Below are 25228 nucleotides of genomic sequence, written 5' to 3' on the forward strand. Positions count from 1 at the left end.
GACACGGGGAGGGCGAAACCGGCCGGATTCGAACCGGCGTCCTCGCGATTGTGGAGACCGCGCGCGACGACCTCTGCGCTACGGCTCCGCCCGGCCGACATCGTAGCCAGGTGGATGAGGAGTTCCCCCGGCAAAGCCCGCTTTCCCCGGTGCCTGCCCGGTCCGCAGGGCGGCCCCTCGCTCTCGCGGGGAACCGCCCGGTCGTGTCTCAGACGAAGCTGCGGGTCGGCAGGGGCTCGCCGTACCACATCTCGATCAGGCGGGCCGCGATGGAGATGCCGTAGGGCGGCAGCACCTCGCCGGACTCGAAGGCCGCGTGCAGCTCCTCGCGGGAGAACCAGCGGGCCTCGTGGATCTCGTCCCCGTCGACGTCGATCTCGGTGGACGTGGCACGGGCCATGAACCCGAGCATCAGGCTGGACGGGAAGGGCCAGGGCTGGCTGGCGACGTACTCGACCGGGCCGACGGAGACGCCGACCTCCTCGCACACCTCGCGGCGCACCGCCTGCTCGATGGACTCGCCGGGCTCGACGAAGCCGGCGAGCGTGGAGAAGCGGCCTTCGGGCCAGTGGACCTGGCGGCCGAGCAGGATGCGGTCCCGCTCGTCCGTGACCGCCATGATCACGGCCGGGTCCGTGCGCGGGTAGTGCTCGGCGCCGCAGGCCGGGCAGCGGCGGATGTGACCGGCCGCGGCGATGACCGTGCGCTCGCCGCAGCGGGAGCAGAAACGGTGGGTGCGCTGCCAGTTCTCCAGGCCGACGGCGTGCACCATGAGCCCGGCGTCGCGCGGCGACAGCAGCAGGCCGGCCTCCCGCAGCCCCGCCGGGCGGGCGGACTGGTCGATACGGCCGGGCAGCGAGTCCTTCTGGAGGGCGAAGTAGCTGACGCCGTCCTCGTCGATGCCGAGGAAATAGCGGTGCGCCTCGGTGAGGGGAGCCTCGAAGGACGGCGTCATGACGAGTTCGGTCCGGCCGTCCGGGGTCTCGTCGATGAGCACCTGACCGCCGGAGACCACGAAGCAGCGGGTCGTGGGGTGGCTCCACGCCGCCGCGAGCCATGCCTCGTCCAGCCGGTGGTGGGCGGCGCGGTCGATGTCGCTCGGAGCGGTCAGCGAGATGGGTCGGTCGGCTGTGTGGTCGGTCCAGGTGGTCACGGGTGCTTCCAACTCCCCCAGTACAGCGGTTCTTTCGGCGGGCGGTTCAGCGGGACGTAGGGCGGGAGGGCACCGGGTCGGGCGTGGGCGGGGCGGGCGGTCCTTCCAGTGTGCCCCGCGCGCGGTGCCCTTCCGTCCGGCGCCGGCCGGTCAGGATGCGGGTCGCCAGTTCCGGGCCAGGTCACCCCACAGGTAGGCGCTGGTCTCGACGCCCTTGAGGAGGAGGTCCAGCTCGACCTTCTCGTCGGGGGCGTGCCAGCCGTCCGACGGCACGGAGATGCCCAGGAAGAGCACGGGGGCGCCGAGGACCTCCTGCAGGTCGGCGGCGGGGCCGGAGCCGCCCTCGCGGGTGAACCGGACCGGCTCCTGGAAGGCGCGGCCCATGGCGCGGACCACGGACCGCAGCGCGGGGTGGTCGAGCGGCGTCAGGCACGGGCGCGTGGCCGGCCCGAAATCGATCTCGTACCGGATCCCGGCGGGCACCTGCTCGGCGGCCCAGGCGTGCACGGCCTTCTCGATGTGGTCGGGTTCCTGGCCGGCCACCAGCCGGAAGGAGAGCTTCACCATGGCCGCGGACGGGATGATCGTCTTGCTGCCGGGGCCCTGGTAGCCACCGCCGATGCCGTTGACCTCGGCGGTCGGGCGGGCCCAGACGCGCTCCAGGGTCGAGTACCCGGCTTCGCCGTGAAGGGCTTGGGACTTGGCGGTGCGCAGCCAGCGCTCCTCGTCGAAGGGCAGCTCGGCGAAGAGCTCGCGTTCACGGTCGGTCAGCTCGACGATGCCGTCGTAGAAGCCGGGGATCGCCACGCGCGCGTGCTCGTCGTGCAGGGCCGCGACGAGGCGGGCGGCGGCGGTGGCCGGATTGGGTACGGCGCCGCCGAAGGAGCCGGAGTGGATGTCCTGGTCGGGGCCGTACAGCCGGATCTCGCATTCGGCCAGGCCCCGCATGCCGGTGCACACGGTCGGGGTGTCCTCGGACCACATGCCGGTGTCGGAGACGATCACGGCGTCGGCGGCGAGCCGCCCGGCCCGTTCCTCGACCAGGGCCCGGAAGTGCGGGGAGCCGGACTCCTCCTCGCCCTCGATCAGCAGCTTGAGGTTGACGGCCGGCGCGGTGCGGCCGGTGGCGGCGAGGTGGGCACGGACGCCGAGTGTGTGGAAGAACACCTGGCCCTTGTCGTCGGCCGCCCCGCGCGCGTAGAGGCGGTTCTCGCGGACGACCGGCTCGAAGGGGTCGCTGTTCCAGCCGTCCTCGCGGGCGGCGGGCTGCACGTCGTGGTGGCCGTAGACCAGGACCGTGGGCGCCTCCGGGTCGCCCGAGGGCCACTCGGCGAAGACTGCGGGAGCTCCGGGGGTCTGCCAGACCTCGGCCGTCGGGAAGCCGGTCTCCTGGAGCTTGGCGGCGAGCCAGTCGGCGCTGCGTCGTACGTCGGGCGCGTGATCGGGCTGGGCCGACACGGAGGGGATGCGCAGCCATGCGGCGAGGTCGTCGAGGAAAGCGGCGCGGTGCTGCTCGATGTACGTGCGGACGGCGCTGTCCGGGGTCTGGCTCATGCATCCGAGCCTATCCGCCCGCACCGGCATCCTCGGAGGGCGGTTCGTCACACTCAGGTCGTCTCCGGTGACCGCCCCGGCTCCCCCGTGAGCAGTCGCTCCAGCGCGGCCCGGTCCGGCAGGCCGGTGGGCCGTACGACCTCACCGCTGCGCACGTACACGAAGGCGGCCGTGACCGACTCGGGCGGCACGCCCTGCTGCTCGGCCCAGGCCAGCCGGTAGACGGCGAGCTGAAGTGGGTCGGCGGTGCGGGTGCGGTTGGTCTTCCAGTCGACGATCTCGTACGTCGCCCCGTCGCCGTCGCCGTGCCGGTAGACGGCGTCGATGCGGCCCCGGACGACGCGGCCGGCGAGGGTGAGCTGGAAGGGCGCCTCGACCCGGTACGGGGTGCGCCGGGCGTACTCGGTGCGTTCGAACGCCTCCTTCAGGGCTTCCAGGTCGCGTTCGTCGGCGATCTCGGCGTCGCTGCCGGGCAGCTCGTCCGGTTCCAGCAGGGGCAGTGTCAGCTCCTCGAAGCGGGCTTCGACCCAGGCGTGGAAGCGGGTGCCCCGGCGCGCGGCAGGTTGCGGGGGGCGCGGCATAGGGCGCGCGAGTTCCTGTGCGAGCCCGTCCGGGTCCTCGGCCAGGCGCAGCAGCTGGGTCGCGGTGAGGGTGGCGGGCAGGGGCACGTCGGTGACGGTCCGCCGGGCGCGCAGCAGCTCTCCGGTGAGCGCGTCCAGGTCGCGGTCCCAGGAGGCGATGGCCCGGGCCTCCTCCGGAGTGAGCGAGGCGGGCGCCGACGGCTCGACGGGCCGGGGACGGGGCTGCGGGGCGGGCGCCTGGTGCGGGACGGTGGGCCGCTCCTGGTGCGGGACGGTGGGCCGCTCGCCGCTCCAGGCGTCCCAGCCGTCGGGGTCGTCGGGGCCGTCGGGGCCGGGGGCAAGTTCGGGATCGGGGGCGGCTGGGGCATCCGGGGAAGCCTCGGTCTGCGGGGATGCGTCCCTGTCCAGCGGCACCCCGGCGACCGGGAGCGCGTCGCCGTTCGGGACCGCCTCGCCAGCCGCGGGCACCTCTCCGAAGGCGTCCTCGCCGTACGGGACGTGGTCCGCGTAGGGGAAATCCTCCTCATAGGGGAAGCCCTCGTGGGGCTCCTCGTCGTACGACTCCTCGACGTACGACTCCTCGTACGACTCCTCGTACGGCTCCTCGCCGAACGGGTCCTCCTCCGGCGGCGCGGGCCAGTCCGGGTGCTCGTCGCCGGCCGGGTCGTGCAGGGCCGGGCCGGGGCCGCCGGGCCGGGTGGCGAGGGCGTCCAGGTGGGCGAGGACGGTCTCGGCGGCGGCACGGCGGCGGCCCAGGGCGGCGGCGTCCAGCGGCAGCGGCCACACCCGGTCGGCGGTGGCCGCGTGCAGGGCCGGGTTCTCGGCCTCCTCGGCGGGCTCGTCCGCCCATGCCTCGATCTCGCCGTTCCCGGCGGCACAGTGGTCGTACAGGGCCTGGAGGAAGTCGGAGGGGCCGCGCGGTTTCTTCTGGCTGGGCCCCCACCAGTGGCCGGAGCCGAGCAGCAGCGAGCGGGGGCGAGTGAAGGTGACGTAACCGAGCCGGAGTTCCTCGGTGTGCTGATGGGCCTTCATCGCCTCGTGGAAGACCTTCATGCCACGCGCATCCCAGTCGTCGACATCGGGCAGGGTGTCGGTGTCGCCGCGCAGGGCGTGCGGCACCACCTTGGCCTGCGCGGTCCACTTCTCGCGGCCCTGGGCGCTGGGAAAGGTGCCGGTCACGAGTCCGGGAACGGCCACGACGTCCCACTCCAGGCCCTTGGACTTGTGCGCGGTGAGCACCTTGACGGTGTTCTCGCCGCCGGGCAGGGCGTTGTCGAGCCCCTTCTCGTACTGGGCGGCGGTGCGCAGGAAGCCGAGGAAGGCCAGCAGGGTCGCCTCGCCGTCGCTCGCGGCGAAGGACGCGGCGATGTCCAGGAAGTTCGAGAGGGTCTCCCGGCGGCGGGCGGCGAGCGCGTTCGGGGACGCCGACAGCTCCACCTCCAGACCGGTGACGGCGAGGACGCGGTGCAGGACGTCCATGAGCGGGTCGGACAGCGAGCGGCGCAGATCGCGCAGCTCGGCGGCGAGCCGGGCGAAGCGCACCCGCGCGTCCGGGGAGAACGGCAGCCGGTCGTCGGCGCCTTCCTCGAAGCCACCGTCCATCGGCGTTTCCAGGAACGTGTCCAGGGCGTCGGCCAGGGAGATCACCTCGGCCGGGTCGACCCCTTCGACGGCCGCGGCGAGCCGTCGGTCGGGGTCGTCGGTGCCGTCCGCGCGCGCGTGGGCGACCAGCAGGCGGGCGCGGCGGCCCAGCAGCGCGAGGTCGCGGGGGCCGATGCGCCAGCGCGGTCCGGTCAGCAGGCGCACCAGGGCGGCGTTGGCGCCGGGGTCCTGGAGGACCTCGCAGACGGCGACGAGGTCGGCCACCTCGGGCAGGTGCAGCAGTCCGGAGAGGCCGACCACCTCGACGGGGACGTCACGGGCGACCAGAGCGCCCTGGATCTCGGCGAAGTCCGTCGCGGTCCGGCACAGGACGGCGATCTCGCCGGGCGGCGTGCCGGTGCGCACGAGGTGGGCGAGGGAGTCGGCGAGCCAGTCGATCTCCTCGGCGTGGGTGGGCAGCAGCGCGCAGCGGACCGTGCCGTCGTACTCGGCGCCCGGGGCCGGGCGGAGGGCCTCCACGCCCGCGTGCATGGCGCGCAGGGGCGCGGCGAGGCCGTTGGCGAGGTCGAGCAGGCGCCCGCCGCTGCGGCGGTTCTCGCTGAGCGCCTGCCGGGTGGCGGGCCGGCCGTCGGAGCGGGCGAAGTGCTCGGGGAAGTCGTCCAGGTTGGCGACGGAGGCGCCGCGCCAGCCGTAGATGGCCTGACAGGGGTCGCCGACGGCGGTCACCGGATGGCCTGTGCCGCCGCCGAACAGGCCCGCCAGCAGGACACGCTGGGCCACCGAGGTGTCCTGGTACTCGTCCAGGAGCACCACGCGGAACTCCTCGCGCAGCAGGCGGCCCACCTCGGGGAGGTGGGCGAGGCGGGCCGACAGGGCGATCTGGTCGCCGAAGTCGAGCAGGTCACGCTCGCGCTTGGCGGCCCGGTAGCGCCGTACGAGGTCGGCGAGCTCCCGGCGGGCCGCGGCCGTCTCGGGGACCTTGCGCAGGTCGGCGTTGGTGAGCTTGGCGCTCTCCAGGGTGCGCAGCAGGCCGGCGTCCCAGGCACGCAGTTCCTCGGGGTCGACGAGGTGTTCGGCGAGCTCGGAGTCGAGGGCGAGCAGATCGCTGACGAGGTCGGCGAAGGAGCGGGTCAGCGCGGGGTAGGGGCCTGGTGCCTCGCGCAGTACGCGCGCGGCGAGCTGGTAGCGGGTGGCGTCGGCCAGCAGGCGTGAGCTGGGTTCCAGGCCGAGGCGCAGGCCGTGGTCGGTGAGGAGTCGGCCGGCGAAGGCGTGGTACGTCGAGATGACGGGCTCGCCCGGCGGGTTGTCCGGGTCGATGGCATCCGGGTCGGTGACGCCGGCCCTGATCAGCGCCTTGCGGACGCGTTCGGCCAGCTCACCGGCGGCCTTGTTGGTGAAGGTCAGGCCGAGGACCTGTTCGGGGGCAACCTGTCCGGTGCCGACCAGCCAGACCACGCGGGCCGCCATCACGGTGGTCTTGCCCGACCCGGCGCCGGCCACGATCACCTGCGGGGCGGGCGGCGCGATGATGCAGGCCGTCTGCTCCGGGGTGAACGGGATGCCGAGGAGCTCCTTGAGCTGCTCGGGATCGGTGATACGGGCGGGCATGTCGAAAGAGGCTAGCGGCGGGCACTGACAGTCGGGGGCGCGGTGCCCTCCCGGAAGCGAAGAGGCGCAGGTCAGCACGGGTGGTGCCGTACGTCACTCCACCCCGGGCAGTCCCTCCGGCCGGGTGCGGGGCCGTAGGGCAGCACGGGTGGTGCCGTAGGTCACTCCACCTCGGACAGTCCCTCCGGCCGCGTGGCGGGGCCGTACGTCACTCCACCACCTGCCGGCCCTCCGGCCGAGCGCTGCAGGAGGCGCGGAACGCGCAGTGCGCGCAGTGCTGCCCCGTGCTGGGCGTGAACCGCTCGTCGAGGACCTTTCCGGCGGCGGTGGCCAGCAGCTCGCCGACCCACTCCCCGGCCGGCGGCTCCTGGGGCTGCACCTTGGGCAGGCTGTCGCCCCCGTCGCGCTTGGCGGCGCCCTGTCTGAGGTGGACCAGTTCGGCGCCGCCCGGTTCGGGGCGTACCCCGTCGAAGGCCGTGTCGACGGCACCCTCGCGGACGGCGAGCTGGTAGACGGCGAGCTGCGGGTGCCGTTCCACCTCGCGCGCGGTGGGCGCCTGTTTGCCGGTCTTGAAGTCGACCACGTAGGCCCGGCCCTCGGCGTCCGTCTCGACGCGGTCCATCTGGCCACGGATGCGGACCTGGTAGTCGCCCGCTTCGACGGTGACATCGAAGTCCTGCTCGCTGGCCACCGGGGTGCGGCCTGCGCGGGCCAGCACGTGCCAGTTCAGGAAGCGTTCGAGCGCCACGCGCGCGTTGTCCTTCTCCTGCTGCGACTTCCAGGGCGCGTCGAAGGCGAGCGCGTTCCACACGGAGTCCAGGCGCTCCATGAGGACGTCCAGGTCGGCGGGGGTGCGGCCGGAGGCGACCTCGTCGGCGAGGACGTGCACGACGTTGCCGAAGCCCTGCGCGGCGGTGGCGGGGGCGTCGGCCTTCACCTCACGGCCGAGGAACCACTGCAGCGCGCAGGTGTTGGCGAGCTGGTCGAGGGCGCTGCCGGAGAGCACCACGGGCTGGTCGCGGTGGCGCAGCGGCACCTTGCTCTCGGTCGGCTCGAACATGCCCCACCAGCGGTAGGGGTGCGCGGACGGCACCAGCGGGCGGCCGTCCTCGTCGGCGAGCGCGGCGAGCCGGGCGAGCCGGCGGGCGGCGGCCTCACGCAGGGCGGCCGAGGCGCGCGGGTCGACCGTGGTGGCGCGCAGCTCGGCCACGAGCGCGGCGACGGACAGCGGGCGGCGGGGGCGCCCGGTGACGTCCTGGGGCTCGACACCCAGCTCGGTCAGGAATCGGGACGGCTGGTCCCCGTCGTCGGCGGGTGCCTTCACGGCGGTGACGACGAGGCGGTCACGCGCGCGCGTGGCCGCGACGTAGAACAGGCGGCGCTCCTCGGCGAGCAGCGCACCCGGGGTCAGCGGTTCGGCGAGTCCGTCACGGCCGATGCGGTCGGCCTCCAGCAGCGAGCCGCGGCGCCGCAGATCGGGCCACAGGCCCTCCTGCACGCCGGCGACGACGACCAGCCGCCACTCCAGGCCCTTGGAGCGGTGCGCGGTCATCACGCGGACGGCGTCGGGGCGTACCGCGCGGCGCGTGAGCGTGTCGGCGGCTATGTCCTCGGCGTCGATCTCCTCCAGGAAGTTCAGGGCGCCCCGGCCCCCGGTGCGCTCCTCCGCGCGCGCGGCGGTGGCGAAGAGCGCGCACACGGCGTCCAGGTCCCGGTCGGCGTTGCGGCCGGCAGCGCCGCCGCGCCGGGCTGCCCGCTCCAGGCGCGCCGGCCAGGGTGTGCCCTCCCACAGGTCCCACAGCGCCTCCTCGGCCGTACCGCCGCCCGCGAGGCGCTCGCGGGCCTTGCGCAGCAGCGCGCCGAGACGCTGCGCCCCGCGCGCGTAGGCCGGGTCGTGCACGGCCAGGCGTTCGGGTTCGGCGAGGGCGCGCGTGAGCAGCTCGTCGGACGGGGGCGGCAGGGGGTTTCCGGCGGCCCGCTCCTCCTCGCGCAGGGCGCGCCCGAGGCGGCGCAGGTCGGCGGCGTCCATACCGGCGAGCGGGGAGGCGAGCAGGGTGAGGGCGGTTTCGGTGTCGAGCCAGGAGCCGTCCAGGGCTCCGTCCGCGGCCGACGCCCCGCCCTCCTCCACAGCCGCCGCCACCGACGTGACCGCGGCGTCCAGGGCTCCGTCCGCGGCAGCCGGACCGCCCTCCTCCACAGGAATGTCCGCGGTGTCCAGGGCTCCGTCCGCAGCCGACGGCCCGCCCTCCTCCACGGCCTCCGCCACCGACGTGACCGCGGTGTCCAGGGCTCCGTCCGCAGCCGACGGCCCGCCCTCCTCCACCGACATGGCCGGGCCGTCCGCGGCTTCCCCCGTAGCTGACGGTCCGCCCTGTCCCGCGGATCCGGCCGGCTCCTCCTCGTGGCGCCCCGCCTCGGCCGTGGCCACCGCGCGCAGGGCCGTCAGCAGCGGTGCCACCGCGGGCTCGTGCCGCAGCGGCAGGTCGTCACCGTCGATGTCCACGGGGACGCCGGCCGCGGTGAGGGCCCGGCGGAGGGTGGGCAGGGTGCGGGAGCCGGCGCGTACCAGGACGGCCATGTCGCTCCAGCGGACGCCGTCCTCCAGGTGGGCGCGGCGCAGGATGTCCGCGATGTTGTCCAGTTCCGCGCCGGACGTCGGGTACGTGTGGACCTCGACCCGGCCGCCGTCCCGTACGGGGGCCGGCTCCCGGTGGGCGCGGACCTTGTCGGCAGGCAGCCGGGTCAGCGGCATGCGCCGGGTGATCAGGCGGGTCGCGGCCAGCAGGGCGGCGCCGGAGCGGCGGGAGGTGCGCAGCACCTCGACCGGTGCGGGGCGGCCGTCCGCGCGCGCGAAGGCGGCCGGGAAGTCGAGGATGCCGTTCACGTCGGCGCCCCGGAAGGTGTAGATCGACTGGTCGGGGTCGCCGAAGGCGACGAGGGTGCGTCCCTGGCCGGCCAGGGCCCGCAGGAGCCGGACCTGGGCGGGGTCGGTGTCCTGGTACTCGTCGACGTACACGGCGTCGTACTGGGCCGCGAGCCGTGCGGCGGTCTCCGGGCGGCGGGCGAGCAGGACCGCGCGGTGGACCAGTTCCGCGTAGTCGATCACGCCCTGGAGGTCGAGGGTGTCCAGGTACTCGGCGAGGAACGCGGCCGCGGCCTGCCAGTCCGGGCGGCCGATGCGCCGCGCGAAGGCGTCCAGGGCTTCCGCGCCGAGGCCCAGCTCGCGGGTGCGGGCGAGGACGGCCCGGACCTCGTCGGCGAAGCCGCGCGTGGTCAGACAGGCACGCAGTTCGTCCGGCCAGCGCACACGGGTCAGCCCGAGCCGCTCCAGCTCGGGCTGACCGGCGAGCAGTTCGCGGACGGTGACGTCCTGCTCGGGGCCCGAGAGCAGGCGCAACGGCTCGGTGAACCGGGCGCCGTCCTGGTGGGCACGGACCAGGGCGTAGCAGTATGAGTGGAACGTGGTCGCCCTGGGCGCGTGGGCCGCGCCCATGCGCCGGGCCATGCGGTCGCGCAGGTCGACGGCGGCCTTGCGGCTGAACGTCAGCACCAGGATCCGCGCGGGGTCGCCGCCCCGGGCGATCCGCGCGGCCACCGACTCGACCAGGGTGGTGGTCTTGCCGGTGCCGGGGCCGGCGAGGACGAGCAGCGGGCCGGTGCGGTGGTCAACCACCGCACGCTGCGCCGCGTCCAGACGAGGGGGATCCATGACGGCCGGACGGGTACGGACCAGTCGGTAAGCGCCACGGCTCCCCTGCCGCACCGAGGGGTGCGGCAGGCGCCTGGTGGAGGAAGAGGAGCTCACGTGATCGGCCGGTCCTGGTGGTTGTGCTGATGGGCAGGCGGTCAGGCGTGCGAGGCGGTGGCCGCGGGGTGAGGGGGACACGTGCTGCCGACGCTACGCCGCCGCTCCGGACGGAAGCAGAGCTTCCGGTTCTTCCCTCGCGGCGCTCGGGCCTCGCGCGTCCCTCCCCTCACGAACGTACGGCATGCCACGGACGTCCCCCATGTCCCCCGATCGGACTACAGGCACGCCCTGGCGGCATCCGATGGCGGAAGCTGTCAGGTGTGACCCTCCGCGCCCGCGCCGCCGTCCCATCGGGCCCGTCGCATGTCGAGCCGCGGCAGATGCCCCTCCGTGCTCCTGCCCGCCTGCTTCAGCGGTGTGCCCTCCGCGCGGTAGTGGGCGAGCGCGCGCAACTCGTGCCCGGGCAGCAGCACGCCGTCGGCGCGTACGACGCGCCACCACGGGACGGCGCCCCCGTAGAGGGCCATCACCCGGCCCACCTGGCGCGGCCCTCCCTCCTCCAGCCACTCGGCGACATCGCCGTAGGTCATGACCCGGCCCGCCGGGATCCGCTCGGCGACCTCGAGGACCCGCTCGGCGTACTCCGGCAGCGCGTCCGCATATACCTCGCGGGCGTCTTCGGGAGGGCTCTGCTCACTCATTCGCCCCATCCTGCCGCACCTCGCCGGCGACCCGGCGGGTGCGGCAGGAACGGTCCTCTCGCCCCCGGGCGGTCCTTCGGGCAGACTGTGCGCCCGCGCATCCACACCCTGATGACCGCGTGTGCCGGTGGGGCATGCCACCATCGTGCGGGCGGTGACTGGTGATACGAGACCAAGAAGAGACCATGGACGAGCAGGGCGTGCACCCCGAAGGATCGGCGGGCACCCCTGCCGCCTCCGCGCGCCCGGCCACCGCTCACGGGGGCGAGGGCGGCGCCGGAGCGCACCGGGAAGACGCCGGTCCCCGCAAGGACGACAGCCCCCGCACGCGGGGCGACGACACCGACGCTGACGGAACCGCCGTCACGCGCGCGCGTGACGACGGCGCGGATGCCACCGAAGGGGCGCCCGACTCGGGGAACGCGCCCTCGGGGCCCCTGCCGGGCTCCGACGACAGCCCCTCCGCCCAGCGGGACGACGACCCCCACGCCGAGCAGGTGGAGGGCGACGAACCGCTGCTGCCCGCGCGCGTGCACCGGCCCTCCGACCTCATGCGGCTCCTGGTGGGCGTGCTCGCCATCGTGGTGCTGCTCGCGATCGCCGCGTTCGCGCACGGCACCACGTCGGGCCTCGAACAGGACATCAACAAGGGCACCGGCCAGGCCCCGGACCTACTGATCAAGATCGCGGGGCTGGCGTCCAGCATCGCGATCCTGCTGGTGCCGGTGGCCTTCGCGATCGAACGGCTGATCAAACGCGACGGCCTGCGCATCGCCGACGGCGTCCTCGCGGCCGTCCTGGCCCATGGAGTGACGCTCGCCACCGACCTGTGGGTCGCCCGGGCCGCCCCGGACTCGATCCAGGAGGCGCTCACCCAGCCCTCACCGGGCGACATCCACGCCCTGACCGACCCCGTGCACGGCTATCTGGCGCCCGTGATCGCCTACATGTCCGCCGTCGGCATGTCCCGCCGGCCCAGATGGCGCGCGGTGCTGTGGATCGTGCTGCTGCTCGACGCGTTCTCGATGCTGGTCACCGGCTACACGACCCCCTTCTCGATCATCCTGACGGTCCTGATCGGCTGGACCATCGCCTACGGCACCCTGTACGCGGTCGGCTCCCCGAACGTGCGCCCGACCGGCCAGAACCTGATGGCGGGCCTCCGGCACGTCGGCTTCCGCCCGGTCAGCGCGGCCCGGGAGGAGGTCACGGAGTCGGAGACCGGCGACCGGGGCCGACGCTACTTCGTCACCCTGGAGGACGGCCCGCCGCTGGACGTCACGGTCGTCGACCGGGAACAGCAGGCGCAGGGCTTCTTCTACCGCGCGTGGCGCAATCTGACCCTGCGCGGCTTCGCCACCCGCTCCAGCCTCCAGTCGCTGCGCCAGGCACTGGAGCAGGAGGCGCTGCTGGCGTACGCGGCGATCGCAGCGGGCGCCAACGCGCCCAAGCTGATCGCCACCGCCGAACTCGGCCCCGACGCGGTCATGCTCGTCTACGAGCACACCGGCGGACGCACTCTTGACTCGCTGGCCGACGACGAGATCACCGACGAGCTGCTGCGCCACACCTGGCAGCAGGTGCAGGCGCTGCAGTCCCGGCGCATCGCGCACCGCAGGCTGGCGGGTGACGCGATTCTGGTGGATCGTTCCGGCAGGGTGATCCTCACCGAGCTGCGCGGCGGCGAGATCGCGGCCGGTGAACTGCTGCTGCGCATGGACGTCGCCCAGCTGGTCACCACGCTCGGCCTGCGGGTCGGCGCCGAGCGTGCCGTCGCCTCGGCGGTCGGGGTGCTCGGCCCGGACGCGGTCGCCGACTGTCTGCCGATGCTCCAGCCGATCGCACTGACACGCTCCACGCGCGCGACGCTGCGCCGGCTGGCCCGGGAGCGGGCCGAGCGCGAACGCGACGCGGTGCTCGAAGCCTCCACGCAGGCGAAGCTGGCCCGCGAGGAGGCGTCCGAGACGGCCGCGCCCGTCCTGGAGAAGCCCGACAAGAAGGCGGCCCGCGCCGAGCAGCGCGCGGAGAAGCGGGCCATCGACGAGGCCCTGGACGAGGCCCGCGAGGAGGACCTGCTCACCCAGATCCGGCACCAGGTGCTCCGGATCAGGCCCCAGGCGCCCGTGGAACCGGCCCGGCTGGAGCGGATCCGGCCGCGCACGCTGATCAGCTTCATCGCCGGCGCGATCGGCGCGTACTTCCTGCTGACACAGCTGACCCACATCGAGTTCGGCACGCTGTTCGCGCAGGCCCAGTGGGGCTGGGTGATCGCAGCGGTGCTGTTCTCCGCGCTCAGTTACGTCGCCGCGGCGATGGCCCTGCTGGGGTTCGTGCCGGAGCGGGTGCCGTTCCTGCGGACGGTGGCGGCGCAGGTCGCCGGGTCGTTCGTGAAGATCGTGGCACCGGCCGCGGTCGGTGGTGTGGCCCTCAACACGCGCTTCCTGCAACGCGCCGGGGTGCGCCCGGGGCTCGCGGTGGCGAGTGTCGGCGCGTCGCAGCTGTTCGGGCTCGGCTGTCACATCCTGATGCTGCTCTCCTTCGGCTATCTGACCGGCACCGAGAAGACGCCGTCGCTGTCGCCGTCCCGCACGGTCATCGCCGGCCTGCTGACCGTGGCCGTCCTGGTTCTCGTGGTCACCTCGGTGCCGTTCCTGCGGAAATTCGTCGTCACGCGCGTGAGGTCGCTGTTCGCCGGTGTCGTGCCCCGCATGCTCGACGTGCTCCAGCGGCCCCAGAAGCTCATCACCGGTATCGGCGGCATGCTCCTGCTGACCGCCTGCTTCGTGATGTGCCTGGACGCCTCCATCCGGGCCTTCGGCGACGGCTCCGTCTCGCTGAGCATCGCCAGCGTCGCCGTGGTCTTCCTCGCCGGCAACGCGCTCGGTTCCGCGGCGCCCACCCCGGGCGGCGTGGGCGCGGTCGAGGCGACCCTCACCGTCGGTCTGATCGCCATCGGCCTGCCGAAGGAGGTCGCCGCCCCGGCCGTACTGCTCTTCCGGCTGCTGACGCTGTGGTTGCCCGTGCTGCCGGGCTGGCTGGCCTTCAACCACCTCAACCGCAAGGGAGCCCTGTGAGCGCCCTCGCGGGGTGAGGTACCTCGGACGGCCCGCGCCCCGCGCGGGCCGTCGTGCGCGCCCCCACCATGGGAATATGGCGAATCCCCGCAGGCTGCGTGCTGCCGCGCTGACCACCACCGCTGTGCTGCTCTCCGCCGCACTGGCCGGATGCGGCGGAAGCGCCGAGGACGGGGATCTCACGGCGCAGAAGCTGGACTGGCAGGACTGCCCGGCCCCGTCCGAGGCGGAGGGCGGCGGCAGCGCCCCGTCCCCGTTGCCGAACGGCACCGAGTGGCAGTGCGCCACCATGAAGGCGCCGCTGGACTGGAGCAGACCGAAGGGCGACACGATCGGCATCGCCCTGATCCGCGCCCGGGCCAGCGGCCCCGCGAGCAAACGGATCGGCTCGCTCGTGTTCAACTTCGGCGGCCCGGGCGGCAGCGGCGTCATCACGCTGCCCGCGTTCAGCGGGGACTACTCCGCCCTGCGCACCCGCTACGACCTGGTCAGCTTCGACCCTCGCGGGGTCGGCCGCAGCGCACCGGTCGAGTGCGAGAGCAACTCCCAGCTGGACGTGTACTTCCAGCAGGACGCCACCCCGGACGACAAGGCGGAGCGCGCCCAGTTCGTCAAGCGCACCAAGCAGTTCAACGCGGCCTGCGAGAAGAACTCCAGGAAGGTCCTTCCGCATGTGCGCACCACGGACGCGGCCCGTGACATGGACCTGATGCGGCAGGTCCTCGGAGACGACAAGCTGCACTACTTCGGCATCTCCTACGGCACCGAACTCGGCGGCGTCTACGCCCACCTGTTCCCCAAGCACGTCGGCCGGGCCGTCCTCGACGCCGTCGTCGACCCTACGCAGACACCCGAACAGGGCGCGCTCGGCCAGGCCAAGGGCTTCCAGCTCGCTCTCGACAACTTCGCGAAGGACTGCACCTCCAAGACCACGGAGTGTCCGATCGGCGACACCGCGGAGGAGGTGAAGGCGCGCATCGCGAAACTGCTCACCGACCTGGAGAAGAAGCCGATCCCCGGGATCTTCCCGCGCCGGCTGACCGAGACCGTGGCCACCAACGGCATCGCGCAGTCCCTGTACTCGAAGGACTTCTGGGAGTACCTCACGGCGGGGCTGGAGCAGGCGTACGACGGTGACGGCAAGGTCCTCATGCTGTTGTCCGACTCGTTGAACGGCCGAAGCGAGAACGGCGAGTACAACAACCTCCTGGCGGCGAACACCGCCATCAGTTGCTCCGACGCGAAACCGCGGTACACCACGGCCTACGTCCAGCGGAAACTGCCCGCTTTCCGTGCCGCCTCCCCGCTGTTCGGGCCGTACATGGCCTGGGGCATGCTCAGTTGCACCGACTGGGCGGTGCCGGGTGCCGCCGACCATCCCGACGTCAGCGCGCCGGGCTCGGCGCCCATCCTCGTCGTCGGCAACACCGGCGACCCGGCCACCCCGTACGAGGGCGCGAAGAAGATGGTGGAGGCGCTCGGCAAGGGCGTCGCCGTCGAGCTGACGTACAAGGGCCAGGGGCACGGCTCCTACGACAGCAAGAACAAGTGCGTGCAGAGCGCGGTGAACGGCTACCTGCTGGACGGGAAGGTGCCGAAGGCCGACGCCGTCTGCTCCTGACAGACCTTTGGGGGCGAGTTTCTCGTCGTGCCCGTCATGTGGGCGAAGTAGCAGGTCAGAGCGTTATCCACAGGCCGTCACGGGCCGGGCCGGACGCGCCTACCATGGCGTGAACGCCCGGCGCGGCAGGACGCGACGGGCCTGTCAGGGGGGTGCGCATGGTGCGATTTCTGCGGTGGACGGCCGCGGTGGCGGCAGGGCTGCTGCTGGCCGGCTGCGGCGGCTCGTCCGGCGGAGGAGGGGACGAGGGCAAGGACAAGGGGAAGGGCTCCCCTTCCCCCTCGACGGCACGTTCCACGGCCGCGCCGTCCTCGGCGGCCCTTCCGTCCTCCCTCACCCGCCAGCGCCTCGGCTGGCAGCGCTGCAAGGCCACCGACGACTCCGCCGCACCTGGCGACACATGGCGGTGCGCGACGCTCAAGGTGCCCCTGGACTGGTCCGAGCCGGGCGGCAGGACGATCGGCGTCGCCCTCATCCGCGCCCGGGCGACCGGCGGCGACCGTATCGGGTCGCTGCTGTTCAACTTCGGCGGTCCCGGCGGCTCGGGCGTATCGACGATGCCGTACTTCGAGGCAACCGTCTCCGCGCTCCACGAGCGCTACGACCTGGTGAGCTGGGACCCGCGCGGCGTCGGCGCCAGTGAGGGCGTGCGCTGCCGCGGCGACCGGGAGACGGAGGCCGCAGAGGCGGTGGACGCCACACCGGACACCCCGGCCGAGGAGAGGGCCTACTTCCAGGACGCCGCCGACTTCGGCAAGGGCTGCGCGAAGGCCGCCGGACCGCTGCTGGCCCATGCGTCCACCACCGACACGGCACGCGACATGGACCTGATGCGCCAGGTCCTCGGCGACCAGAAGCTGCACTACTTCGGCATGTCCTACGGCACCGAACTCGGCGGAGTGTACGCCCACTTGTTCCCTCAGCGGACGGGCCGGCTGGTGCTCGACGCGGTGGTCGACCCGACCGCGGACACGGTGGGCCACGCCGAGAACCAGACCCGCGGCTTCCAGCGGGCCTTGAACGACTACCTCGACTCCACGGGCCAGGACCCCGATCAGGGATCGCGGAAGATAGCCGACCTGCTGAAGCGGCTCGACGCGAAGCCGCTGCCGACCTCGTCGGGGCGGAAGCTGACCCAGACGCTCGCGGTCACCGGGATCACCCTGCCGCTGTACAGCGAGCCGACCTGGCCGAGGCTGACCAGCGCGCTCAAGTCGGCGGAGCAGGGCGACGGTTCGGAGCTGCTGGCACTCGCCGACGAGTACGACGACCGCGACACCTCGGGGCACTACGGCACGATGTCGCACTCCCAGCGGGTCATATCGTGCCTGGACGAGCGGCAGCGGCCGGCGCCGGCCGAGACGAAGCGGCGGCTGGCGGAGTTCGAGCGGATATCGCCGGTGTTCGGGGACTTCCTGGGCTGGGACACGGCGGGCTGGTGCCATGACTGGCCGGTGCCGGGCCAGTACGACACCCCTGAGGTCAGCGCACCTGGTGCCGCCCCGATCCTGCTGGTCGGCAACACGGGCGACCCGGCCACCCCGTACGAGGGCGCGCGCAGAATGGCCGACGAGCTGGGCCGGGGCGTCGGCGTCGAACTCACGTGGAAGGGCGAGGGACATGGGGCGTACGCCAGCGGCAGCGACTGCGTCCACTCGACGGTGAACGCCTACCTGCTGAACGGAACGGTGCCGAAGGACGGCAAGATGTGCGGCAGTTGAGAAGTCGACCGCAGCGGGGGCGGGGAAAGCCGCCGGCTCAGCCTGGTCTCTGAACCATACCCGCCCGCCTGGAGTGGACGCCTGACAGCGGTACCGCACGGTGACGTTGCCGCCGCCACGACGGTTTTCAAGATCGCTCGCGGGCTTGACTCGCCCGCAGAGGCTCCAGCGACCGTCTCCGAAGCGCCTCTTCGCGCTCCCTTGCGCCCCCCTTCTCAAGGAACGGACAGGGCTTCAACGGGCAGCACCAAGGTATGAGCGCATCGGACGGTACATGTGCTGGCACCGGATGGAGCGCAGTTGAATCGGCACCGGCAAATTCTCAACTCGCAGGTGTGTTGGCTGGCTTCGTTTTCGCCGGAATCGTTATGATTATCACCGAAAGAAGGGTTAGTGTAACGCGAATAACCGCCTTGCGGGTCCTCATCTCTGCCTTCATTGCGCTCGCACTGGACAGCTATGCATTCTCTCTCCTTAACGGCGATGTAGCCGAAAATGCATGCGTGCGAATCTGGACAGAATCCCTCATAGCCAGCGGAATACTTGCCGTGGGGGCCGTTGCCGTAATGGCAGGTATATCTTGGCTGTTGAACGCGTACATCGAAAATCAGAGTGACGAGGCAGCGGTCGAGCCGGCTTCAGACCAGTTGATCGCAGGACTGGCGACACTGGAGCGCGTGCTCCGTAGGATCGTGTACGGCGTAACTCTTATGACCGTCCTCCTCTTATCCACTGTGGCCAATGACTACGTCAACGTAGTCTTCGCTGGACGCAGCAAGCCCTGGTGGGGTCCCAGTATTTCGCCGCTCTATGTCCTTCTTGCAAGCCTTGGGATGATGGGTATCACGTGGTGGAGGCAGCGAAAGGCAGAGGAGCAAAACCCCACGGATGGCCCATCTCAGAATGCGCTGTCGACAGCATTCGCTGCCGTAACTTCTTACGCACTAGGCGGCACCGCCGCCATCGGGTCTCTCACTAGCACCCCGATCAGTTTCTGGAACCCCGCCCCGAATCTGCTAGTGATCACGACAATTTCTTTTGTGCTGATCGTGCCCGTTCCGGCCATGCTTGCATTGATTTACGCTATGCCGAGCCCGAGGGTTCCAGCTGTAACCAATGACCCGGCCAACCAACACGGTGATGACCCTCCTGACACCGACGGCTCCAGCGATCCCGCATGAGGTGATCCCCCCAACCGGTCACGACAGAAGCCCACGGCATCCGACCTGGTCGGAGCCGTGGGCTTCTTCTGGCTCGCTGGTCAGCGAGACCGCTGATCAGTAGACGGGCTTGTGCGGTTCGATCTGGTTGACCCAGCCGATCACGCCGCCGCCGACATGGACCGCGTCGGCGAAGCCCGCGGACTTCAGGACCGCGAGGACTTCCGCACTGCGGACACCCGTCTTGCAATGCAGGACGATCTTCTTGTCCTGCGGGAGGCCCTCCAGAGCGGTGCCCATGAGGAACTCGTTCTTCGGGATCAGCTTGGCGCCCGGGATGGAGACGATCTCGTACTCGTTGATCTCGCGGACGTCGATGATCTCGATGTTCTCGCCGTCGTCGATCCACTCCTTGAGCTGCTTGGGAGTGATCGTCGAGCCGGCGGCGGCCTCTTGGGCCTCCTCGGAGACGACGCCGCAGAAGGCTTCGTAGTCGATGAGCTCCGTGACGGTCGGGTTCTCGCCGCAGACGGCGCAGTTGGGGTCCTTGCGGACCTTGACCTGGCGGTACTGCATCTCCAGGGCGTCGTAGATCATCAGACGGCCGACCAGCGGCTCACCGATGCCGGCGAGGAGCTTGATGGCCTCGTTGACCTGGATGGAGCCGATGGACGCGCACAGCACGCCCAGCACGCCGCCCTCGGCGCAGGAGGGCACCATGCCGGGGGGCGGGGGCTCCGGGTAGAGGCAGCGGTAGCAGGGGCCGTGCTCGGACCAGAACACGGACGCCTGGCCGTCGAAGCGGTAGATCGAGCCCCACACGTACGGCTTGTTCAGCAGCACGCACGCGTCGTTGACCAGGTAACGGGTCGCGAAGTTGTCGGTGCCGTCGACGATCAGGTCGTACTGGCTGAAGATGTCCATCACGTTGTCGGCTTCCAGCCGCTCCTCGTGAAGGATCACGTCCACGTACGGGTTGATGCCCTTGACGCTGTCGCGTGCGGACTCGGCCTTGGAGCGGCCGATGTCGGACTGGCTGTGGATGATCTGGCGCTGCAGGTTCGACTCGTCGACCTCGTCGAACTCCACGATGCCGAGGGTGCCCACGCCCGCGGCGGCCAGGTACATCAGCGCCGGCGAGCCCAGGCCGCCGGCGCCGACACAGAGCACCTTGGCGTTCTTCAGCCGCTTCTGCCCGTCCATGCCCACATCGGGGATGATCAGGTGGCGGGAGTACCTGCGGACCTCGTCTACGGTGAGCTCGGAAGCCGGCTCGACCAGGGGTGGCAGCGACACGGGGACTCCGTTGGTCGGTCAATCACTACAGTTGTTCTCCCCGTAACACTGCCATGGCCTTCTTCATTCCGAGACTCCCGTTCCGACACGCGAGACGATTTCGTCCCAGTAGCCGGGCATCGTCTCCCACGGGTCGGTGCGTCCGCCGCCGTCGGTGCGGTCCGTGAAGTAGATCGTGGACGCTCCCTGCCAGCGGGCTATCCGCAGCGCTTCGGCCAGATGGCCTCGGGGCAGGCCGTGCACGAAGTGGCAGAACCGGTCCGGGGGGTAGTCGGCGGTCCACTCGGCCGCCTGCGACCAGCGGTAGTCCGACCAGGGGCCCGCGAAGGTCACCAACTGATCGGCGCTCTCGGCATAGCCGGGGTGCGGGTGCCGGCCGTGGCCGAGGACGATGTGGGCGGCGTCACTGATCGCCCGGAGTGTGGTGACCGCGCGGCGGACCTCGGGCAGCGCTGTGCGGTCGACGGGGCAGCGGTCCAGCAGGAAGCCGTCGACGCGGTACCAGTCGAGGTGGCGGTGGGCATCGCAGAGCAGGTCACCGAAGGCGCGGGCGCCGTAGGTGAGGTCCAGGTGGCCGAGGACGCGGACGCCCGCCGCGCGCAGCCGGCCCGCGGCCTCCAGGCAGTGCGGGTCCGGACGGCTGCCGGGGCCGGCGGCGACGTCGAGGACGACCCAGTCCAGCGGAGTGCCGGGGCGGGCCAGTTCGTCCCACTGACCCGGGGCGACGAGCGGGTGGGCGTAGCCCGGGACGCCGAGCGAGGTACGGACGCCGGTGCCGGTGGCACCGGCGGTGGTGCTGGTGGCACCGGCGGTGGTGCTGGTGGCACCGGCGGTGGTCCTGATCAGATGCGGCATGCCGCCTCCATCCAGATGTCGGCCAAGGACTCCTCGAGGTTGATGCGGGGCCGCCAGCCGAGACGGTCACGCGCGGTGCGTACGTCGGCCTGCTGCCAGCTGCCGCAGCCGTCCGGGTAGGGGTACGCCACCGGGGCCGCGTGCTCGGAGTCGGCGCGGGGGTGCCCGATGGCAGCACGCAGCGGGCCGGGCGGGGCGTCGAGTTCGTGCAGGGAACCGCCGTACCCGGCGACGCGCGCGAGCACGGCGGCGGCGTCTCTGAGACGGACGGCACGGCCGGAGCCGATGTTGATCACGCCCTGCGCGGCGGAGAGCGAGGCGGCGTGCACGGCCCGCGCGACGTCGCGTACGTCGATGAAGTCGCGCTGGACGCCGAGACCGCCGAGCTTGAGTTCGCCGTCGCCGGACTGCATGGCGCGGCGCATGGCCTCGGCGAGCCGGCCGAGCGGGGAGCCGGCCGGGGTTCCGGGGCCGGCCGGCGAGAAGACGCGCAGGACGACCGCGTCCAGGCCGGAGCCGAGGACAAGTTCGGTCGCGGCGAGCTTGCTGACGCCGTACGGGCCGCCGGGGCGCGGTACGGCGTCCTCGGCCGTGGAGGAGCCGGGCTGGCTGGGTCCGTACTCGGAACCGCAGCCGATCTGCACCAGGCGGGCACCGCACCCGCTGCGTCGCAGCGCCTCGCAGACGGTGGCCACGGCGACGGTGTTGTGCCGGGTGAGTTCGCGGGCCCCGCCGCGGGTGGCACCGGCGCAGTTGACGACGACCCCGGGGTGGACCGCGTCGAGGAAGCGGGTGAGCGCGCCCGGGCTGCCGGTGGCGAGGTCGAACCGGACGTCGGCGTCGTCGCCGCGGCCGAGTGCGGTGAGCTGTACGGCCGGGTCGGCGAGCAGGCGGTCGGCGACGAAGCGGCCGATGAATCCGTTGGCTCCGATCAGCAGGACCCTCATCGGGCGGCTCCCGGGGTGTGCGCGCCGGTGGTACCGGCCGTTTCGACGGCTCCTGCGGCCGCTCCGGACGCTGCGGCGGTCCCGGTGACTCCGGACGCTCCGGCGGTCCCGGTGACTCCGGACGCTCCGGATCGGGAGGTGGTCATCTGATGTCTCCTTCAAAGGGGTGGTGCGGGTGCCTCCGGCGGTGGGTCGAGCCGGTGGGCGGAAGGTTCACTCGGGTGCTCCCGTGGGGGCGTGGGCCGAGGCCCGGGTGAGGGTGCGGCCGGCGTGCCACAGCAGGGCCAGGGCCGCGGTGCCGCAGGCGAGGGCCGGTACGGCGGCTTCGCCCAAGGTGTCGACGAGGGTCTCGACGGGGACCGCCAGGAAGGCGCAGCCGGGCAGCCGGGCAGCCGCCGGCAGCGCGAGGGCCGCCGCCTCCGTGGCCACCGCGGCACCCAGCGCGACGGCGGGGGCGTGCCGGTGCCGGTGCACGGTGAGCAGGCGGGCGAGTACGAGGAGGGCGCCCAGGGTGAGGGCCTGCGGATAGGCCGCCGGCTCGTGCAGGGCGGTGGCGCACAGCGCGAGCAGTGCGCCGAGGGCGCCCAGGAACAGGGCGAAGGCGCCGAGCAGCAACGGCTTGGCGGCGGCCGTGAACTCCTCCAGACCCCGGCTGCCGACGAGCCTGCGGCGGGCGCCGGCGGCGAGGAGGTGGGCGGACCAGGCCGCGGGGGCGCAGGCCAGCAGTAGGGCGAGGGCGGGCGCGGTGGCCGTGGGCCAGTGGCCGTCCGGGGCGCCGGTGGGCGGGCCGTCGGGCCCGCCCGTCAGGACGGCGTGGAGGAGGCCGTCACCGGCCAGGGCGTACCCGAGCAGCCAGAGAGTCCACGCGCGCGTGCCGGCCGCGCTGCGCCACGCGCGCGTGCCGGCTGGACTGGCGAGCGGGCCGTGGCGCAGGGCCGCGCGGGCGGCGAGGGCGACGGCGAGGAGACCGCCGAGGGCCACCAGCGGACGGGGGTGTCCGTGGGTGAGGCGCAGTCCGGTCACCGTGGCGGCGCCGAACGCGCCGGGCAGGAGGGTGAGCAGCACCCAGCCGACGCGGACAGGGAGCACCGGCAGGGGCGGGGACTCCGGGCACGGCTCGGTGATGCGCGGCACGCGTGCGTACAGTTCCTCGGCGAGCGAGAAGACGTCACGATGCCGGAAGCGGGCGGCGGTCCGGTCGGAGACGCCGTGCGCCTCCAGCCCCGCGGCGATCTCCAGCGGGTCCACGGCCCGTTCACACAGCTCACGGTGCCGGTGCAGCAGGGCTTTCACCGGGTCGACGGACCTCCGACGGGTGCCGAGGGCACGTGTCCGGTCGGACGTCACGCCCGCGACCCCGGCACCGAGGTTTCGCGCCACCCCGGCACCCGGCACGCTCGCCACCCCCGACACGCCGGCGACCCCGGCACCGAGGTTTCGCGCCACCCCAGCACCCGGCACGCTCGCCACCCCGGCACCGAAATCACTCGTCACCCCGGCACCGCAGTCGCTCGCCACCCCGCCACCGCAGTCGCCCGCCACCCAGGCGCCCGGCACGCCCATCACTCCCGCACCCGGCACGCCCGGCACGCCCATCACTCCCGCACCCGGCACGCCCGTCGCTCCCGCGCCCGGTTCGTGCCGCTCACTCCGTTCCCCTGGCTCACCCGCCGGGCCGGAATCCGTCCCGCTGCCGGCGGTCCGGCTGTCCAGGCCGCTCATCGCGCCCCCTCCGCGGCCGCGAGCGGGGTCGCGCGGACCGGTGCCGTGGTGGCCCAGGCGGGGACGCCGCGGGGCAGGGCGCGGGCCGTGGGGCCGGTCCAGCGGCCGGGGACGCGGGACTCGGCCGGGGCGGCGAAGGGCAGGGGCTCGCCGGACTCGTCCAGGACGACCCGGCGGACCGGGCAGTGCGAGACGATCTCCAGGTAAATGCCGTGAAATGCCGCGACGTTCTGCTCGACGGTGAACAGTTCGAGCGCCCGGGCGCGCGCGGCGGCGCCGAGGCGCTCACGGCGCTCGGGGTCGCGCAGCAGTGTCACGCACGCCTCGGCGAGCGCCCTGGGATTGCGTGGGGGGACGACCAGGCCCGTGCCGCCGATGACCTCCACGACCGCGCCCACGTCCGTGGAGACGGTGGCCCGGCCGCAGAACATGGCCTCGACCAGGCTGATCGGAAAGCCCTCCACCACGCTGGAGAGGACGACGACCGCGCCGGCGGCGTACGCGTCGGGCAGTGTGGGGGCCTCCGGGGCACCGATCTCCTCGAAGGAGACGGGGTTGTCACCGACGGCGTGCGCGCCGTCCGCCTCGTCCGGGAAGAGCTGGGCGGCGAGTGCCCGGCAGTGGCCGAGGTAGGCCGCGCCCTCGGCGCCGGAGGGTGCGCCCACGATCCGCAGGCGGGCCTCGGGCTCCTCCCTGCGGACCTCGGCGAAGGCGTGCAGCAGCGACACGAGGTCCTTGGTGGGGTCGACGCGCCCGACCCAGACCAGTGTGCCCGGGTCCGCCCGGCCCGGGGACTCGCCGACCTCCGTGAAGCGGTCGGCCTCCATACCGGGGTGCACCGTGCGGATCCGGGCGCGGTCGGCCCCGCACCGTTCCTGCCAGCGGCGGGCGTGTGCGTTGCCCGGGGTGAGGATCTCGGCCGAGCGGTAGACCTCGGCGGCGAGCCGGCCGTGGAAGGCGCCGAGCAGGGCGCGCACGGCGGGAGTGGCGGCGTCGGGGCCGAGGGTCAGGTAGTGCGAGCGGAGCTGCACGCCGTACTCGGTGACGAGCAGCGGTACGCCGGAGAAGTGCCGGGCGAGCAGCCCGCAGAGGGCGGCGGGGCCGCCTGATGCGGCGTGGCAGAGGTCGGCCGCGCCGAGGGCGTCGTCGCCGTACCAGTCGACAGAGAGGGGGCGCAGGGCGCGTTCGAGGTGTGCGGCGACGGTGAGCAGGTCGGGTACGCGGGCGTCGCGCGCCGTGCGCAGCGCGCGGGGAGCGCGGCAGGCGCCCTCCAGGGCGCGTACGGCGGCGTCGGAGCGCAGGGCGCCGACGAGTCCGCGCTCCTCGCGGGCGAGTTCGGCGAGCCCGTACAGCGCGTTGCCGAAACGGTCCGCCAGATGGCCGGAAGGTCCTTCCGGCCCGGCGCACACCGCCGCCACCAGGTCGCCGTAGCACTCGGTGAAGCGCCGGCGCGCGCGCCGTCCGTGGGCGACCCCGTCGTCCTCGGCCGTCCACAGTGGCGCCGTACGCACCCGGCGGACCTGCGGTGGGAGCGGAACGCAGCCCTCGGCCTCCTGGCGCCGGCTGCGGCTGAGCGCGTAGACGTCGAACTCGTGCTGTTCGAGCCCGCGCACGAGCCGGTCGCACCAGAGCCCCGCGTCACCGCTCACATACGGATAGCCACCCTCCGTCAGCAGTCCTATACGCACGTGTGCACCCCCGTTCTCCCTTCTGGGGAGCCGCCGTTGTCCCGGCGGCTCGCGGCGGGATGAACGTAAGGGGACAAGGCGGTGGTGGGGGGGGGGGGGGGGGGGGGGCCCCCCACCCCCAACGGGGCATCGTGGGCTAAGAAGGCGGGGGGGGGGTGGGGGGGCGCGGGGGTGTGTCGAGGAGAGACCGCCCCCGC

The 25228-nt window shown here is 72.9% G+C and carries 14 protein-coding genes and 1 tRNA gene; 4 read left to right on the forward strand and 11 right to left on the reverse strand.

Going from position 1 to position 25228, the window contains the following annotated elements; all coding sequences use genetic code 11:
* Nucleotides 1-13: 13 nt before the first annotated feature.
* From ACIGYR_RS20065 to ACIGYR_RS20090, 6 genes are all read right to left on the reverse strand, one after another.
* A tRNA-Trp gene (locus ACIGYR_RS20065) sits at nt 14-88 on the reverse strand.
* Nucleotides 89-208: 120 nt separating this feature from the next.
* Nucleotides 209-1153, reverse strand: coding sequence for an NAD(+) diphosphatase (nudC, locus tag ACIGYR_RS20070; RefSeq protein WP_391840562.1), 945 nt, complete (start codon nt 1151-1153; stop codon nt 209-211).
* Nucleotides 1154-1303: 150 nt separating this feature from the next.
* On the reverse strand, nt 1304-2707 hold the full coding sequence (locus ACIGYR_RS20075) for a dipeptidase (protein WP_391840560.1): 1404 nt from the start codon (nt 2705-2707) through the stop codon (nt 1304-1306).
* A 53-nt stretch (nt 2708-2760) separates the two neighbouring features.
* A complete protein-coding gene (locus ACIGYR_RS20080) occupies nt 2761-6498 on the reverse strand; it encodes a UvrD-helicase domain-containing protein (protein ID WP_399597705.1) in 3738 nt (1245 codons plus the stop codon).
* 208 nt (nt 6499-6706) lie between these two features.
* On the reverse strand, nt 6707-10303 hold the full coding sequence (locus ACIGYR_RS20085; RefSeq protein ID WP_399597702.1) for an ATP-dependent helicase: 3597 nt from the start codon (nt 10301-10303) through the stop codon (nt 6707-6709).
* Between the two features lie 257 nt (nt 10304-10560).
* Entirely contained in the window at nt 10561-10947 is a 387-nt protein-coding gene (locus ACIGYR_RS20090; protein WP_391840555.1) for an MGMT family protein, read from the reverse strand.
* A gap of 185 nt (nt 10948-11132) precedes the next feature.
* Between ACIGYR_RS20090 and ACIGYR_RS20095 the strand changes: the two genes are divergently transcribed.
* From ACIGYR_RS20095 to ACIGYR_RS20110, 4 genes are all read left to right on the forward strand, one after another.
* Nucleotides 11133-14021: a lysylphosphatidylglycerol synthase domain-containing protein gene (locus ACIGYR_RS20095; protein WP_399597700.1), complete on the forward strand. Its 2889-nt coding sequence runs from the start codon at nt 11133-11135 to the stop codon at nt 14019-14021.
* 76 nt (nt 14022-14097) lie between these two features.
* Complete coding sequence (locus ACIGYR_RS20100; RefSeq protein WP_391840551.1) at nt 14098-15642, forward strand: alpha/beta hydrolase; 1545 nt, start codon at nt 14098-14100, stop codon at nt 15640-15642.
* Nucleotides 15643-15800: 158 nt separating this feature from the next.
* A complete protein-coding gene (locus tag ACIGYR_RS20105; RefSeq protein WP_399597697.1) occupies nt 15801-17363 on the forward strand; it encodes an alpha/beta hydrolase in 1563 nt (520 codons plus the stop codon).
* Nucleotides 17364-17617: 254 nt separating this feature from the next.
* Nucleotides 17618-18544 (forward strand): hypothetical protein, encoded by a 927-nt coding sequence (locus ACIGYR_RS20110; protein WP_399597695.1) that lies wholly within the window; start codon nt 17618-17620, stop codon nt 18542-18544.
* Between the two features lie 96 nt (nt 18545-18640).
* Here ACIGYR_RS20110 and moeZ read toward each other — a convergent pair whose 3' ends face one another.
* From moeZ to ACIGYR_RS20135, 5 genes are all read right to left on the reverse strand, one after another.
* Nucleotides 18641-19819 (reverse strand): adenylyltransferase/sulfurtransferase MoeZ, encoded by a 1179-nt coding sequence (moeZ, locus tag ACIGYR_RS20115; RefSeq protein WP_391840545.1) that lies wholly within the window; start codon nt 19817-19819, stop codon nt 18641-18643.
* 63 nt (nt 19820-19882) lie between these two features.
* Complete coding sequence (locus ACIGYR_RS20120; protein WP_399597693.1) at nt 19883-20674, reverse strand: spherulation-specific family 4 protein; 792 nt, start codon at nt 20672-20674, stop codon at nt 19883-19885.
* Nucleotides 20662-21621 carry an NAD-dependent epimerase/dehydratase family protein gene (locus ACIGYR_RS20125; protein WP_391840542.1) on the reverse strand — a complete coding sequence of 320 codons (960 nt, stop codon included), beginning with the start codon at nt 21619-21621 and terminating at the stop codon, nt 20662-20664. The genes ACIGYR_RS20120 and ACIGYR_RS20125 overlap by 13 nt, the downstream gene beginning before the upstream one ends.
* 213 nt (nt 21622-21834) lie before the next feature.
* The gene (locus ACIGYR_RS20130; protein ID WP_399597692.1) at nt 21835-23343 is read right to left on the reverse strand and encodes a hypothetical protein; all 1509 of its coding nucleotides are present in this window, start codon (nt 23341-23343) and stop codon (nt 21835-21837) included.
* A complete protein-coding gene (locus ACIGYR_RS20135) occupies nt 23340-25031 on the reverse strand; it encodes a DUF3492 domain-containing protein (protein WP_399597689.1) in 1692 nt (563 codons plus the stop codon). The genes ACIGYR_RS20130 and ACIGYR_RS20135 overlap by 4 nt, the downstream gene beginning before the upstream one ends.
* Nucleotides 25032-25228 lie beyond the last annotated feature (197 nt).

This window comes from Streptomyces sp. NPDC053076 (genome assembly GCF_044546845.1).
Lineage (GTDB): Bacteria > Actinomycetota > Actinomycetes > Streptomycetales > Streptomycetaceae > Streptomyces.

Coding starts and splice junctions, on each gene's coding strand:
- ACIGYR_RS20125 (WP_391840542.1), bottom strand. CDS start 21,621: ATGAGGGTCCTGCTGATCGGAGCCAACGGATTCATCGGCCGCTTCGTC.
- ACIGYR_RS20120 (WP_399597693.1), bottom strand. CDS start 20,674: ATGCCGCATCTGATCAGGACCACCGCCGGTGCCACCAGCACCACCGCC.
- ACIGYR_RS20095 (WP_399597700.1), top strand. CDS start 11,133: ATGGACGAGCAGGGCGTGCACCCCGAAGGATCGGCGGGCACCCCTGCC.
- ACIGYR_RS20080 (WP_399597705.1), bottom strand. CDS start 6,498: ATGCCCGCCCGTATCACCGATCCCGAGCAGCTCAAGGAGCTCCTCGGC.
- ACIGYR_RS20105 (WP_399597697.1), top strand. CDS start 15,801: ATGGTGCGATTTCTGCGGTGGACGGCCGCGGTGGCGGCAGGGCTGCTG.
- ACIGYR_RS20110 (WP_399597695.1), top strand. CDS start 17,618: ATGAGCGCATCGGACGGTACATGTGCTGGCACCGGATGGAGCGCAGTT.
- ACIGYR_RS20090 (WP_391840555.1), bottom strand. CDS start 10,947: ATGAGTGAGCAGAGCCCTCCCGAAGACGCCCGCGAGGTATATGCGGAC.
- ACIGYR_RS20075 (WP_391840560.1), bottom strand. CDS start 2,707: ATGAGCCAGACCCCGGACAGCGCCGTCCGCACGTACATCGAGCAGCAC.
- ACIGYR_RS20100 (WP_391840551.1), top strand. CDS start 14,098: ATGGCGAATCCCCGCAGGCTGCGTGCTGCCGCGCTGACCACCACCGCT.
- ACIGYR_RS20130 (WP_399597692.1), bottom strand. CDS start 23,343: ATGAGCGGCCTGGACAGCCGGACCGCCGGCAGCGGGACGGATTCCGGC.